This is a genomic window from Bacillus sp. MHSD_36 (assembly GCF_030757775.1).
GTDB lineage: Bacteria > Bacillota > Bacilli > Bacillales > Bacillaceae_G > Bacillus_A.
Window position 1 is genome coordinate 752,785 of sequence record NZ_JAVBIS010000001.1, and the last position, 14,668, is coordinate 767,452.

General features: G+C 32.5%; 13 protein-coding genes. 7 read left to right on the forward strand and 6 right to left on the reverse strand.

Going from position 1 to position 14,668, the window contains the following annotated elements; translation table 11 throughout:
* Window positions 1–18 precede the first annotated feature (18 nt).
* The 4 genes from Q9B79_RS03900 (at window position 19) to Q9B79_RS03915 (ending at window position 5,750) form a co-directional block, all read left to right on the forward strand.
* Window positions 19–1,041, forward strand: a complete 1,023-nt coding sequence (locus Q9B79_RS03900) for a hypothetical protein (RefSeq protein WP_306182694.1) — start codon at window positions 19–21, stop codon at window positions 1,039–1,041.
* 222 nt (window positions 1,042–1,263) lie between these two features.
* Window positions 1,264–2,781, forward strand: coding sequence for a glycosyltransferase family 2 protein (locus tag Q9B79_RS03905; RefSeq protein WP_306182695.1), 1,518 nt, complete (start codon window positions 1,264–1,266; stop codon window positions 2,779–2,781).
* 52 nt (window positions 2,782–2,833) lie between these two features.
* The gene (locus Q9B79_RS03910; RefSeq protein ID WP_306183319.1) at window positions 2,834–5,155 is read left to right on the forward strand and encodes a glycosyltransferase; all 2,322 of its coding nucleotides are present in this window, start codon (window positions 2,834–2,836) and stop codon (window positions 5,153–5,155) included.
* 352 nt (window positions 5,156–5,507) lie between these two features.
* Complete coding sequence (locus tag Q9B79_RS03915) at window positions 5,508–5,750, forward strand: hypothetical protein (protein WP_306182696.1); 243 nt, start codon at window positions 5,508–5,510, stop codon at window positions 5,748–5,750.
* A gap of 142 nt (window positions 5,751–5,892) precedes the next feature.
* Here Q9B79_RS03915 and Q9B79_RS03920 read toward each other — a convergent pair whose 3' ends face one another.
* Together Q9B79_RS03920 and Q9B79_RS03925 are read right to left on the reverse strand one after the other, a co-directional pair.
* The gene (locus Q9B79_RS03920) at window positions 5,893–7,386 is read right to left on the reverse strand and encodes a glycosyltransferase (protein WP_306182697.1); all 1,494 of its coding nucleotides are present in this window, start codon (window positions 7,384–7,386) and stop codon (window positions 5,893–5,895) included.
* Between the two features lie 61 nt (window positions 7,387–7,447).
* On the reverse strand, window positions 7,448–7,708 hold the full coding sequence (locus tag Q9B79_RS03925) for a hypothetical protein (protein WP_306182698.1): 261 nt from the start codon (window positions 7,706–7,708) through the stop codon (window positions 7,448–7,450).
* A gap of 400 nt (window positions 7,709–8,108) precedes the next feature.
* Between Q9B79_RS03925 and Q9B79_RS03930 the strand changes: the two genes are divergently transcribed.
* The gene (locus Q9B79_RS03930) at window positions 8,109–9,566 is read left to right on the forward strand and encodes an MFS transporter (RefSeq protein WP_306182699.1); all 1,458 of its coding nucleotides are present in this window, start codon (window positions 8,109–8,111) and stop codon (window positions 9,564–9,566) included.
* 56 nt (window positions 9,567–9,622) lie between these two features.
* On the opposite strand, the gene Q9B79_RS03935 is transcribed toward Q9B79_RS03930, so the two are convergent.
* The 3 genes from Q9B79_RS03935 to Q9B79_RS03945 are packed head-to-tail and all read right to left on the reverse strand — an operon-like array spanning window position 9,623 to window position 12,796.
* Window positions 9,623–10,732 carry a DUF4018 domain-containing protein gene (locus Q9B79_RS03935; protein ID WP_306182700.1) on the reverse strand — a complete coding sequence of 370 codons (1,110 nt, stop codon included), beginning with the start codon at window positions 10,730–10,732 and terminating at the stop codon, window positions 9,623–9,625.
* The gene (locus Q9B79_RS03940) at window positions 10,707–11,870 is read right to left on the reverse strand and encodes a DUF58 domain-containing protein (protein ID WP_306182701.1); all 1,164 of its coding nucleotides are present in this window, start codon (window positions 11,868–11,870) and stop codon (window positions 10,707–10,709) included. Before Q9B79_RS03940 ends, Q9B79_RS03935 begins: the two co-directional genes overlap by 26 nt.
* Complete coding sequence (locus tag Q9B79_RS03945) at window positions 11,867–12,796, reverse strand: AAA family ATPase (RefSeq protein ID WP_306182702.1); 930 nt, start codon at window positions 12,794–12,796, stop codon at window positions 11,867–11,869. Before Q9B79_RS03945 ends, Q9B79_RS03940 begins: the two co-directional genes overlap by 4 nt.
* A 204-nt stretch (window positions 12,797–13,000) precedes the next feature.
* Between Q9B79_RS03945 and Q9B79_RS03950 the strand changes: the two genes are divergently transcribed.
* Window positions 13,001–13,318, forward strand: a complete 318-nt coding sequence (locus Q9B79_RS03950; RefSeq protein ID WP_060631323.1) for a PadR family transcriptional regulator — start codon at window positions 13,001–13,003, stop codon at window positions 13,316–13,318.
* 7 nt (window positions 13,319–13,325) lie between these two features.
* The gene (locus Q9B79_RS03955; protein ID WP_029438773.1) at window positions 13,326–13,862 is read left to right on the forward strand and encodes a DUF2812 domain-containing protein; all 537 of its coding nucleotides are present in this window, start codon (window positions 13,326–13,328) and stop codon (window positions 13,860–13,862) included.
* A gap of 327 nt (window positions 13,863–14,189) precedes the next feature.
* On the opposite strand, the gene Q9B79_RS03960 is transcribed toward Q9B79_RS03955, so the two are convergent.
* Window positions 14,190–14,438 (reverse strand): hypothetical protein, encoded by a 249-nt coding sequence (locus Q9B79_RS03960; RefSeq protein WP_000433607.1) that lies wholly within the window; start codon window positions 14,436–14,438, stop codon window positions 14,190–14,192.
* Window positions 14,439–14,668 lie beyond the last annotated feature (230 nt).

Genomic DNA, 14,668 nt, shown 5'->3' on the forward strand with positions numbered 1-14,668 from the left:
TAAGAATGAGGTGATATATTGGAAAATAATGATATTCGATTTACTTCTTTACAAATGAGAACGGATAAATATGGTTGGGCTGGAATTCAATATACAAATAAAAAGCAAGCCATCTTATATACTCGAAACGGAGGAGTAGAATGGGATGTTGTTAATCCTCTTAATTCAATTGTATTATTTGCATATCCAATAAATGCTCGAAGCTCTTGGGCATATGGTTTAGCAAAAACGAATGACAATTTATTGCCAGCTATATTTTATACAGTTAATAGAGGAGAAAAATGGAGTGAGTTTATATTACCAATTGAAGAAGAGTGGGAGAAATCGACTGATGTTCAAGTACAATTGCATGCTACGAATATGGATAGTATATGGATTGTATTATCTAGAAAGCTTGCATCAAATAAATTTGAACATAATTTATACTATTTGAGAACGAAAGGGAAGGCTTGGAAAGTAATAAAAAATATAAGTATTAGTGATAGTATTTCAGGGATAACATTTATAAACGGTTTAGTCGGATTTATTTCATTACAAAAACATTATGAAACATCAACGGTATTTAAAACAATAAATGGTGGGGAAAGTTGGCAAGCTATAAAAGCTATTCCAAGTCTTGAAGGAATGAATAATGGGACTGCTATGGCATATAAAGCAATCTATAAAAATAACCTATTAGTAATACCAACTAAAATGAATGATGATATATTTTTAATGAATTACTCATTTGATAAAGGAAATTCATGGCATATTTCAAATAAAACAATAAATACGAATAAAGTGGCTGTTTCGTTTTTTAGTTCCTATTATGGCTGGGTTATAAATAGTGAAAATGGGAGTGTGTATCAAATAATAAAAAAAGGAGCAAAATGGATCAAAGTATCAAGTAATCCATTATTAAAAAATGTATTTTGTTTACATTTTTTTAATCGGCGTAAAGGTTGGGCGTGTAATAAAAAAGAAATATTTACTACAAAAGATCGCGGTATAACATGGAAAAAGGTAGTATATAAAATTAATAATATTGATAAATTTATTTAAAAGAGTCCTAAAGAAATTAGGACTTTTTTTGCTTTTTATGGTGAGGATTGTAACAAACAATGATAAGAGGAAAGGGGTAAGTGCAGAACTTATATTTTCAAAAATAGACGGTTGTTTTTACACAGTATAATTCACTTTTGAATATGTTAATAAAGTAGCAAATTCATAGAAAATGGTAATACTTAATATTTTATGTCACATGATGTGTAAAGGGGGCGTGTAATGAAATCGTTAACGGTTGTTATTTTGTATAGTGAAAGAGAGCAAATATTAGAAGAGTCAATTCAATCTATATGGAAGCTAAATCCTCTTGAAATTATAATTTTCATTCCTAACGATAGAAGTAATTTGTATGAAATAGCAAAGAAGCATAAATGTCATATTGTTGTGATGGATAAATATAGTACGCATGATGATGGGTATGAAGCTTCTATAAAGGCAGCAAAAGGAGATGTATTGTTATTTATAGATAGTAATTTTTCATTATCTTCAAATGAAATGAAGAATTTTATTGAGCCAGTCGTTACAAATCAGGCTGATGTGGTGTTAAACAAAATAGATAAATTTATAGAAGTTAGTAAATGTCCAAATATGGATATTGTTTGGAGAAAAATGTTAAATGAAATTTTATGTCGACCAGATTTAAAAAGCAATTCAATACTTTCATTACCATATGTACTTACGAAAGAAGTAGTGGTAAATATCGGCTTTGATTATATGAAAAATATTGTACTAGCTCATATGAACATAGTGAATCAAGGCTGGCGGATTAATGATCAATATGCAATAAGAACGTTATCTGAAGATGAAATGTTAGAAGAAGAAGGATATTTATTTAAAAAAGAATTATCAGAAAATGAAAAAGAGAAAATGGAAAAATATTTAATCGGTATTTCTAAATGGATAGAGAAAAAGGGAAGAAGAGTAGGTTTTACTGATGCAGGAAAAAGAAGGGATATTATTCAAAGTTTAGGTGAAAGCAAGCAGTATCCTTCGTATCATCGAGGCTGGGGAATGCATTCTTCAATTTATAACGGGAAACAACTTTCTGTCATTATACCAGTACAAAATGAAGAAGAGACTATAGAACAAGTAATACTTGAGGCAAGAAAAATAGAACCACTAGAAATAATTGTCGTTGTAAATGGTTCGACAGATCAAACGGCTAATATTGCTAAAAGACTTGGTGTTACTATTATTGAATATAACGAACGACTTGGTCATAATGTTGGACGTGCTATTGGAGCGCTTGAAGCTACAGGAGATATTCTTTTATTTATTGATGGTGATTTTAGCGTTTCAGGAAGTAATTTGCATCACTTTACAAAAGCAGTTTCAGCTGGTGTAGACATAGCATTAAATGATTTGAATCCGATGTTAAACCCGCCGTTTTATGTTGTAGACGTCGTAAAGTATATGCTTAATTTAGCATGTACTCGTCCAGAATTAAGCAATGGCTCATTAGTAGCCATTCCACATGCTATAAGTAGATCATGTTTAGATGCAATAGGCTGGGAAAGCTTACTATGCCCTAGTCTTGCACAAGTAAAAGCTATATTACAAGGGTATAGAGTAGAATGTGTACATTACGTTGATGTTGTAAAACCGAATAGAATTCGTTTAATGGAGAATGTAAGTCACAATGGACATCCTCCGGCAGTATTAAGAATAATTGGTGATCACGTTGAAGCTCTCTCTTACTTAATAGAACATCTTGAAATAGATGGAAAGGGTGATTAAACTGTTAGACCAGTACAAAAAAATTAACATTTCATATGAAGAATTATGGCAAATGGATTTTCAAACTACAGAACCATTTATACTCAAGGTTGATTGGGAGAAAGTAACGTATGAATTTTTAATTCGTATTAAGCCCAATGCTTCTAACACTATTGTTTTTGGATCTGGAGCAGGTGGATTTCAAGAGCAGCCAATTGGTCCACCTATTTTTCATAGACATTCTTGGATGGAAGAGTTTGAAGATACTGTTATATATTATAATGACCCTACATTATATCTTGGAGAAATAACTTTAGGATGGGGACAGGGGGAGTTAGATAGATTTTACTTGCAAGATATAGCAAATATTTTAGGGATATTATTTGCAAAATTAAAAATTGATTCGAAAAATGTGTTGTTTTATGGTAGTTCCGGGGGAGGGTTTATGTCTTTAATTTTAGCTGGATTCGTTAAGGGCTCCACAGCTTTAATTAATAACCCTCAAACAAATTTATTAAAATGGATACCTGTACCAATAAATCTAGTTTTCGATTTGTCTTATCCAGGTTTATCAAGAGAAGAAGTTGAAGAAAAGTTTGAAGAAAGAATTAATGTAGTGAAATTTTTTAATCACATTAAGTATGTACCAAATGTTTATTTCTTACAAAATTTCGCATGTGAATTTGATGTACAAAATCATTTATTACCATTCATTTCTGAATTAGAACAACTGGATAAAGATACGGAAATAAATCAAATTGTAATAGATTTATATTTCGATGAAAAAGCAGGGCATGCAGCTGTAGGTAAGAGTGAAACAATTGAATATATAAAGAAAGTAAAGCCTAACCAAATTATAAAAGAAGAACAAAAAGAAGTGGGGCTGTCAGTCGTTATAGTTTTAGGAGAAGAAAAATCGAAATTGAATCAAATTTTAAACAAATTGCAGCATATAAAACCACTAGAAATTATTATTGTGGCTGATGATAGAATGAGTGCGATACAATCTTTACCCACATTTGTTGAAAGTAATGTTGTTGTGATTGAAGAGAAAAATAAATGGAAAGCACCAGTTCATGGGGCGAAAATCGCCAATGGGGATGTAGTTTTATTTTTAGATGGGGAAGATGTTATTTTTTCGGTAGAATTAGAACGATTTATAGAACCACTACTAAAAAAGGAACAGGATGTAATCTTAAATAACATAGACTCCGTATGTTTTGAAAAGATGAGAGTAGAATGGCCAAGTATTGCTATGGTGTATAGAAAAATAGTAAACGATGTATTGGGGCGTATGGATTTAAAATATGATTCGATGTTATCTATGCCATATGCTATTACTAAAAAAGCAATTGAAGACATTGGATATGACACCTTGCAAAATCCCGTTCTTTCTCAAATAACTTTTATTGAGAAAGGGTGGCGACTACATTCCTCGTCAGCCGTCACTAACACCTCTTTGAATAATATAACAGCAAACAAAACCTCGTTCTATAAAAATGAATTAACTAAATTAGAAGTATGTGAGATTAAAGAGAATGTAAAAGCTTTGGAAAGTTGGTTACAACGAAAAGATGATAGAGGGAACTATACAGATGGAGGAAGAAAAAGAGAAATTATAGAGCAACTAAAAAAACAAAAGAGTTATTCACGTTTCCATAAAGGATGGGGTATGAATTCATCAATTTATAATGGAAAACAGTTATCAATTGTTATACCAGCACAAAATGAAGAAGCGACAATTAAAGAAGTTATCCTTGAGGCAAGAAAAATTGAACCGAAAGAAATAATTGTTGTCATTAATGGGTCAACAGATCAGACAGAAGTAATCGCTAAGCAATCAGGGGCAACAGTAATTGTTTATGAAGAAAGATTAGGGCATGATGTAGGACGGGCAATTGGTGCACAAGAAGCCACAGGGGATATACTTCTCTTTATTGATGCTGATTTTGCTATTCCAGCAAAAGATCTTCATCCGTTAACGCAGGCTGTTGCGGATGGTGTTGATATGGTTTTAAATGATTTAAATTTAAATCTTAGATTTCCTCTATATATTGTAAGTTTATATAAATATATGTTGAATATTGCTTGTAACCGTAAAGATTTAGGGGTAGGATCTACAATTGCTGTTCCCCATGCTATTAGTAGAAAATGTTTAGAGGGGATCGGCTGGGACACTCTTCACACAGCGTGTGTTGCACAAGTAAAGGCAATATTAGAAGGATATAAAGTCGAATGTGTCCATTTTGTAGATGTAATGAAACCAAATCGTATTCGTCCAAATGAACACTTTGCAAAAGTAGGACATCCACCAGCTGTATTGAGAATTACCGGTGATCATATAGAAGGGCTTTCTTATTTACTAAAGAATAGGGATTTTAAAGATTTATTTTAATTTGGAATTTCCTTTACTAATAAGCGTGAAATAGCAACGGATAAAGTGTAAGTTGAGTGTTGTTATGAAAACAAAATTTTAAAAAAGTTACTCTTTTGGTTCAGGTGTAAGTGAAAAGTAAAAACTTCTTCAAATATATGAAGAGGTTTTTTACTTTTTTATTTCAATTTATCGCATTTATTTCTATTTCAGTAAAAGATGATATGAGTTTTTTTGATTTAGATAGTTTAAGCAAACGTTAATTACCTATAAAACGAATAGTAAAATAGCATCTATTTTATAAAATTTAGTAGGAGAGTCGTGTCCGAATTCAATAAATTGCATATATTGTTAAAAGAAAGGAGGGAGAGTTATGGCATGTACTACGAATAATGTTTGTTTAGATGTGTGTCTTAAAATTACAATTACCCCTGGTAGTGGAATTGATGCAGTAGTCGATTGTGGAGGCACATGTGGGACAAGTCCTACTATTGTAATTAGTCCTAGTGGATCAATTGTTATTACTTTACCATTAGTTGCATGTTTCTCAATTGCACTAAAAGATGATTTAAGTGTTGACTCTTCATTAACAAGCCTCTCTTTTCAAACTTCTTAAGAAAAATACAGAAAAGAAAAGCCTGCCTGCTACTTTTTTTTGATCTAATGTAAAAATAAAAAAGATGGTTAAAACCCATCTTTTTTATTCTGTCATATATTAAAAATGAGATAATTTATTATTTAGTAGACAGGATGTATAATTAAAAGCACTCTTTACCTCTTTTTTGTTCGATGAGGTAAGAAATTGCTTCTATATGATCGCCAATGATTTGTTGTGTTGCTAATGAAAGGGAGCCGTCCTCAGAGAAGTGTTTTTCAGGTCGAACACGATTCAATTTATCAACATCGACAGAATGGACATTTTGTACATGAAAGCCTGCTAAAATTGTTTTCACTTGACTTAAGGTTGGTGAAAGAAGTGAATCAAACCCAATTGTATGAATGCATTTTCGACTAAAAGCATGAGGGACAGCAATTGTGGATCCCATACCTAAATCTTTCCGATTACAAGCTAAGTTGATAGCATATTTACATGCAGTGACGATAGAATACGGTAGACGATAAATATAGTAGTACTCTAGTTTATTTAAAGCTAAGTCCGTGCCGTTTTGAATAGATTGTACAAACGGTAATAAATCATAACTAGAAATTAAGAAATCACCATCTATAAATAATAGTATGTCACCTTTTGCAAAAAAGGCACCAACAGCACGTCCCGTATCATTTCCAAGCGCTTCTTCGTAACTTATAACTGTTGCACCGCAACCCTTCGCCAATTCCTCTGTTTTATCTGTTGATCCATTAACAATAATGATAATTTCAAAAGGTTTTAATTTCTGTACCTCAAAAATGACAGATTCTATCGTTTTTTCTTCATTTTGAACAGGGATGATAACTGATAATTGTTGCTCTCCATAAGTATTCGAATAAAACTCTTTACCTGTAATTATTTTTGGGATGGATTTTTGTTCCCCGTTTTGAAGCCCTAAAATAATATCACGCTTTCGATTATTATCGGTATAGTTTCCTCTTGGATTTTGCTCTATATTGAGCCAATTTGCAATGGCTTCTAGATGATAATGAATGAGTTGAGTTGAAGGGAAAGAGGGAACTTGGGGGATAGAAATGTTGAATTGGTCGCAAATTCGAAATTTATGTTCAATAATTTTCATTTGTGCCGATATTGGGTTTGATAAACTATCTGGAGTAATTACCTCAAGCAATTCTTTTGTCATTGCATAGGGAGGAAATAATAAGGAGTTAACATGTAAATCTGGACGATGAAAAAAATGATTCGTAACTTGTTGCCAAATCATTGCTATATTTGGCTGTTGTTTTTGATAAAAAAATTCATCTAAATTATTTAATACGACGTCAGCCGATCCATTTAGTAATGGTTGAAGAAATTGTATAAGTGAGGAGGAGTGAATAATGTAATTTTCATCTAAAAATAAGAGGTACTTCCCCTTCGCTTTTTTTGCACCAATTACATAAAGATTAGTAAATTCTATCGGTTCTTCTAGTGTAATAATTTCACAATTGTAAGATCGTGCAATATCAATAGAATCATCGACACAACAAATAGTAAGGATAATTTCTAAAGGCTGTAGTTGTTTACATGCTTCCAAAATTCTAGGTAAATTTTTTATTTTATGTTGTATAGGGATAATAATAGAAATTGAATTTTTACACATAAGCAGTCTCCTTTTTAATCAGGGTAGGAGATATATTTTCTTTTTATTATAAGCATAACAATCATTTGTTTTTATCAGATTCACAATTTTCATTACTTGAATCAGAGTTTTTATTTATTCCAGAAGCGAGTAAATTATTGAGAACACTAAGGTCTAATTGCAAAGGGATGGAGTTTTCAGGTGAAGTTTTCTCATTTTCTTTTTTTGCAGTTAATATAGTCTTTATATTTTTAATTTCTTTATATTGCTTTAAGATAATGAAAAATCCAGAAATAATTAAGAGAAAAGAAACAGTAGCAACTACAAGTATTATTTCCAACATAAAATAGCCTCCTTTAAAACTATAATAATATTATGGTTGAATGTAATAAAACAGAAGTCGAGCCAATGAGTTCACTTTTTAAATATATGCAAATCTTAAGTAAAAGTTACTGATTTCTAAGTTAGAGGAAACAATTATAGGAACGTTATACATATAAATAAATGAAAGGTTCATTTGTAGTGTAAAGGTATATATTATATAGCCTAAACTTCATTTTATGAAAAGTTAAATAGGGTGTAAATTTATACAAAAAGAGCATTTAATTGGACAAATAATTAATTATGTGAAATAATAACAGAAAAGGAGACGTTGCTTTTCCTTAAGTGCTTCGAATTAATTTTATTCAATAAGAGAAGGTGTGCTTAAAGAAGTTAAATTAAAAAAGGAGCTGTTTTATTATATGCAACAAAATAATGATTTAAATTTTGAACCTCAAGACGTTAATATTGTCAATCCTAAACAAGCCAGGAAAGCAGTAGTTGCTACTGGTATAGGGAATGCAATGGAGTGGTTTGACTTCGGATTATACGCGTATTTAGCGGTTATCTTAAGTCAATTATTCTTCTCAGGTGTTGATAATAGTGGATTGCAACTTGTACTTACATTCGGTACATTTGCAGCAGCCTTTCTCGTTCGACCAATCGGCGGTGTATTCTTTGGTAGAATAGGAGATAAGTACGGCCGAAAAATCGTGTTAAGTACTACTATTATTTTAATGGCACTTTCTACATTATTCATCGCATTACTACCAACCTATGAACAAATTGGTGTATGGGCACCAATACTACTTTTAGTTGCCCGAATGATTCAAGGCTTCTCTACAGGCGGCGAATATTCAGGTGCAATGGTTTATATCGCAGAATCTTCTCCAGATAAAAAGCGTGGTATACTCGGTAGTGGTCTTGAAATTGGAACACTCTCAGGTTACATTGCTGCATCGGTAATTGTTACCATTTTGACGTTATTGTTAACAGATGAACAAATGCTCAGCTGGGGCTGGCGTATTCCTTTCTTAATAGCTGCACCAATTGGCTTGGTCGGTTTATATTTACGCCGTCATTTAGATGAATCCCCTATCTTTGAAGAGATGGAAAAAGCACAAGAGGAATCTGAAGACAATGAACAATTTTCATTTATGGATATTATTAAATATCACAAAAAAGACTTCTTATTAAGCACAGTAATTGTCGCCTTCTTTAATATTACAAATTATATGATTCTTTCGTATATTCCTTCTTATCTAACTCAAGTACTTAAAGTCGAAGAAACAACAGGCTTATTAATTATTTCTATTACGATGGCACTTATGATTCCACTAGCACTATATTTCGGTAAATTAAGTGATAAAATTGGTAATAAACGCGTCGTGCAAATTGGTTTACTCGGTTTAACTGTATTTGCAATCCCAGCATTTTTACTAATAGGTAACGGACATATTGCAGCTATATTTGCAGGTATTTTCGTATTAGGTTTCTTCCTAAGTGTATATGAAGGAACATTACCTTCCTTATTACCATCACTCTTTTTCACCGATGTACGTTATCGAGCACTTTCGATTTCATTTAATATTTCTGTATCGATATTCGGTGGAACAACGCCGCTCGTATGTTCATACTTAGTTCATGCAACCGGTAATCCGCTTGCACCAGCATTTTATTTAGCAGGTGTAAGTGTTATTGGATTAGTCGTATTTAGCGTTTTATTCGTTACAACTTCAGGACGTGCACTAAAAGGTTCATATCCTACAGTAGAAACGAAAAAAGAAGCACATCAAATTGCTAAAGAAGACCCTGAAGAAACACTTTGGTGGCATGAAGAATCATTAGAGATTGAGGCAGGGAAGAATGCTTCAATTTAAAAAGTAACGTAGAAGTATAAAAAGACTCCTATGAAAATAGGAGTCTTTTTATTGTGTTATTTCTTTTTTTTCTTCAAACTCTTTTGATACACATAAAGCTTATGAATCTCTTCCTTAAATTCCTGAAGTAGCATCATATTCTCATCATTTGAATAACGCACTATATTATAAGCACCTATAACAATATGACTCTCAATATTTACATCTTCTTCACTATTGATTCGTCCTAACCATGCTTCAACAGTTTCTCCTCTTTTTCTATTTAAAGGAGGAATTAATTTATTCTCAAGTTTGAAAATTTCTTTTCTAATTTCGTTATGTGGCGGTTTGATTCTTTTAAAACGTTTTTGGTTCATTCCTTCTTTATCAGCGATGATAGTAGATTCGAAGGCAGGTATATTTGGTAAACTTAAATGTTTTCTTTTTTTTATTATTTTCCAAACTACATAAATAGCGATGGCTGTACAGGCTAATATGGTAATACTATTTATAAGGGTTGGATCAAAAGGACGTGGCTCTAATCCATCCTTAATTGTAGGATCTTTTAGATTTCCTTTATTCGACCAAAAATCGTCTGTTTCTTTTAATGCGGCTGCTGAAAATAATGGATTAATAGCGTACCCAACCCCTAATGCAACTGCTTCTATGATATATGAAAAAAGAAGCCGAATGAAAGGAAACATTTGAATAAGTACTATACTCATTACACCAATCGTAATGATAGAAGTGAAACGCATAATCTGTTGATTCCGATTTGCCCCCGTTAACCAAAATGTAATCATAATGTGTATAACTAATAGTAATAGTTTCCCAAGCGGCGGAAATGGTGCATAAAATATAGCCGAAACACCAAACCAAACAATACCGCTTAGCGATTTTTGAACTGGATAGCCAGGTCCAACTACGTGTACGATAAAGAAGAAAAGAGGTAACATAAGTGTGCCAAATAAAGAAAAAGGAAGAAGGGAAAAACAACCAATTATTTGAGTCATTAACAGTATGACAAATCCTGTCGTTCTTTTCTTCATGAATTTATGAATTAGAAATACTCCAATATAGCCTGTTGCTAAAAATATAGCAATAGCAACAAGTTCGTCCCTTTCAGTTAATAACGAAAGGAGGAGTAGCAGAATAAAGTCATTAACGTGATAAAGCCAAGTTTTCAAGATTTTCCACCATCCCTTCGTTATTTATGAGAAACGTAGGTTGCGATAGAAGGGAGAGGTCATTCTTCTGAAAGCCAATGTAAATCATTGTAGACGAACGTTCTCCTTTTCTATTTGTATAATGGAGAAATCCTTGTTTCGGAATTAATGTGCTATCGTCTGAAATACGTGCCAATTCCTCTAAAGCTTTTGCGTAATGTGTTTGTCCTTCGTTTAATGGTAAGTGTAGAGGACCACCTTCAGCTAATACACTTATAAATAATTCAAAAGGTATTTGATGCTTCGTTGCATATTGGCAAATATATGTTGCAAATGAAATAAGGTCTTCTATATTATCTTTCCAACCAAATCCACGATTAGCCGCTAAAGAAAGACAAATTGTCCAACTATAATTTTTTACAGGTTCATATTGCTTCGCCTGTAATTCCTGCATTTTAGCGGATGCTTTCCAATGAATAGAACGGAAAGATTCACGTTCATATCGTTTAACACCGATAATAGATGTTTCATCATTGTAAAAAGAAAAATTCGTTCGATAAGATCCTGTTAAAAGTTGCTGAAGTTCTTGCAGTCCTGCTACTTCTTTAGGAGAAGGATACACAATAATTTCAGTCCGTAATTTATCAAGAATGGGCAAATGTACAGTTAAAAGATGAAAAGGATCCTTTAAGACACATTCGAACTGTTCAATTTGAAACACACCACGCTTTGTTGCGGTTAATGTTAAATCCCATTTTTGCGCTGAATGTGCAGGCTGGGAAAAAGGGAAAGAAAATAGCGTTTTGGATATTTGTTCAATACCTTGATCTTTTTGTGGTAGTAGGGACGGATTTAAATGAAAATAACAAACACCGTTAACGAGTGGTATATTTGCTCCATTTTTTAAATGAATGAAAAACTGTCCAGATTCATTAGGGAATAACCGAGTTGTTTGTTTCTCGTTTATCACTTGAAATTTTTTCTCTATATAAGCGACATATTTATAAATGAAAATCGCAAATAAATAGTAGAAGAAAAAGAAAAACATAATGATTCGTTGTGGCATGATAAATGTAAATAGTATAGCGCCTGGAACAGAAAGTTGAATAATATGAAGTTGAAAAAATAAAGGTACAGTTACAACGCGCTGTCCATTCATACTTGCTCAATCTCCACAGGTACGTCAACCTCTTTTAAAATCTTTTGCATAATTTCATTTTTTGTCGTACGTAATGCGCCTTCCATTGATAAGACGATACGGTGATTCCAAACAGAAGGAACTAACAATTGTATATCTTCTGGCGTGCAATATTCTCTCCCTCGTAAAAATGCTAATGCCTGTACTGCGCGCACTAAAGCAAGTGTGGCACGTGGACTTACACCGTTAGCAATGTAATCATGATTTCTTGTAGCATGAGCAAGTTTAATAATGTAATGTTCTAACGGTTCAGATACAAAAATTTCTTTTACACGCTTCTGTGCTTCTAAAATGTCTCCTAAAGAAATAACAGATTTAACGCTTTCTAATGGCGTATCGTTGCGGAAACGACGCATCATTTTTAACTCATCTTCGGGATCAGGATAACCAATTGAAATGGTCATTAAAAAACGATCAAGCTGTGCATCTGGAAGAGGAAACGTTCCTTGTGATTCAATTGGATTTTGCGTCGCAATAACAAAGAAAGGTTTCGGAAGCGGTGTAGATTGCTTTTCAAGTGTTACTTGTCGTTCTTCCATCGATTCTAATAAACTAGATTGTGTTCTAGGCATAGCGCGGTTAATTTCATCCGCAAGCAAAATATTCGTCATAACTGGTCCAAGCCTTAACTCGAATTCACTCGTTTTCGGATTGAAATATTCAATACCTGTTACATCACTCGGAAGTACATCCGGTGTAAATTGGATGCGAAAAAAATTACCACCAATACTTTTAGAAAGTGTTTTCGCTAGTAATGTTTTCCCCGTACCAGGCACATCCTCAAGCAGTACATGTCCATCTGCAAGCAAAGAAACAAGTAATAAATCAATTATATTTTCTTTACCGACAAAAACTGATCCTATGTTTTCTTTCAATTTATTTATCATTTGTATCATTCCTTTCAAAATGTAAACGGATATTTCTATATTTTAATAAAAAATTCAGAAAATTGATATGATTTTTCAATTCAAAGAAATAAATATCCGATTATTAAATTATACTTGCATATTTTGGAATGTAGTTATACAATATCGATATACGATGTATCGTTAGTCGATATATCAGCGAACGATGTATCGGGGGTGGTTATAATGAATACGAAAGCGAGAAAATATATTCCGTTAACTGAGGCGACATATTACATATTGTTATCACTAGTGAAACCAATGCACGGATATGGAATTATGCAATTGGTAGAAGAGATGACAAATGGAGAAGTAAAGCTCGGTCCTGGAACTTTATACGGGAATACGACGAAGTTATTAAAAGAGAAATTAATTGTTGAAGTTGCCTCAACAGATAGAAAGAAGTGCTATGAGTTAACGCCACTTGGTAAAGAAGTATTAGAGCTAGAGTATAACAGGTTGCAGAGATCTGTAAGGAATGGGAATAGTATATTAGGGGAGTGAATGGAAGATGGAGACAAAAAGGGTATTTAAGTTTTTTACGGCATGGAATTTAGAAAAAGAAGAAGCTTTTTTACGAAAGATGCATCAGCAAGGTTGGGCATTACAAAAATATAATTTAATGTATACGTTTCAGAAAACGGAGCCAAAAGATGTAATATACAAAGCTGATTTTAGATTGGTTTATAGAGATTCGAAAGAACAACAACAAGAGTATTTCGAAATATACGAAATGTCAGGTTGGAAACGCGTAACAAGTTTCACAAGCTGGAATTATTTTTGTAAAGAAGTAGAAGAGGTAAATGAATTGCCTGATATTTACTCAGAAAAGGAGACGAGAATACAAAAACTAAATCAGTTATTAGTATTCTTTGTTATTATGTTAGCAACTATATTACCATCAATGTACAATCTATTTATAAGCCCGATGGAATCAAGAGTGCCAATGTGGGCGAAAGCTATGACGGGTCTTACAGGTTGTATGTGGATATACTTCTTTATAAGACTCACTTGGAAAATTAAGAAGTTAAAAAGTGAAATATTATAATAAAAAGTAGAATTAAAAAGAAGTTGATTTTGTAAGGAGAAATATCGGGATCAACTTCTTTTGTTTTTATATAATTGCATTTTTGTTCGTTCTTTTTTATATAATAAAACTCTATATAAAGGTAAGGGATTAATAGTTGCAAAGATAAACCCGTAATATCCCGAAAATAATAAATGAAGAAAAAACGATTCATATTGAGGATCAAAAAATAAAAGATGACAAAGAAGGTGTGGGGTGTAATTTATAATAAGGAAGAAAAACGTTTTTTTATTAACATATGAAACAAAAAACCCCCTATAGAAAAGTGGTAGGGGGTAATAAAAATGTTTAAGAAAAAGACTGATTTTGCGCAGGTTTAATAAATTGTTCTGGGTTTTCAACGAGTCCGCATACAGCGCATTGGACTCTATATGTTGGTCCTTGATAGGCCATATGAAAAGCATTCATATTTTCATTTGTATATTCTTCTTCTACTTGGCCAGTTTGTGGATTTAACTTGACTGGTTTTACTTGTTGTTCAAGAATATTAAAGCGAGTACGGTTCGTTTTACAGCTTGGACATAGCATTGGTTCCATATGTATACACCTCCATTTGTAGCATTTCTTAAACTCATTAATTTTATGCAAGCAAAAAAACTTTCTCAATATAAATAGGTGTTTAATGCATTTAAAATTCAGAAAAAATAAAATATAATAAGTGTACGAACTGGTTATGTCCAAACCAAATCTCCTGTTTTATGCCAATAAGCTGGGAGGCCGAGAAATCGGCCTCATTTTTTTTGCCCGCTACTATAGGAAACAAGGTT

Coding starts and splice junctions, on each gene's coding strand:
- Q9B79_RS03905 (WP_306182695.1), top strand. CDS start 1,264: ATGAAATCGTTAACGGTTGTTATTTTGTATAGTGAAAGAGAGCAAATA.
- Q9B79_RS03925 (WP_306182698.1), bottom strand. CDS start 7,708: ATGTTGGAAATAATACTTGTAGTTGCTACTGTTTCTTTTCTCTTAATT.
- Q9B79_RS03960 (WP_000433607.1), bottom strand. CDS start 14,438: ATGGAACCAATGCTATGTCCAAGCTGTAAAACGAACCGTACTCGCTTT.
- Q9B79_RS03955 (WP_029438773.1), top strand. CDS start 13,326: ATGGAGACAAAAAGGGTATTTAAGTTTTTTACGGCATGGAATTTAGAA.
- Q9B79_RS03915 (WP_306182696.1), top strand. CDS start 5,508: ATGGCATGTACTACGAATAATGTTTGTTTAGATGTGTGTCTTAAAATT.
- Q9B79_RS03945 (WP_306182702.1), bottom strand. CDS start 12,796: ATGATAAATAAATTGAAAGAAAACATAGGATCAGTTTTTGTCGGTAAA.
- Q9B79_RS03930 (WP_306182699.1), top strand. CDS start 8,109: ATGCAACAAAATAATGATTTAAATTTTGAACCTCAAGACGTTAATATT.
- Q9B79_RS03940 (WP_306182701.1), bottom strand. CDS start 11,870: ATGAATGGACAGCGCGTTGTAACTGTACCTTTATTTTTTCAACTTCAT.
- Q9B79_RS03920 (WP_306182697.1), bottom strand. CDS start 7,386: ATGTGTAAAAATTCAATTTCTATTATTATCCCTATACAACATAAAATA.
- Q9B79_RS03950 (WP_060631323.1), top strand. CDS start 13,001: ATGAATACGAAAGCGAGAAAATATATTCCGTTAACTGAGGCGACATAT.
- Q9B79_RS03910 (WP_306183319.1), top strand. CDS start 2,834: ATGGATTTTCAAACTACAGAACCATTTATACTCAAGGTTGATTGGGAG.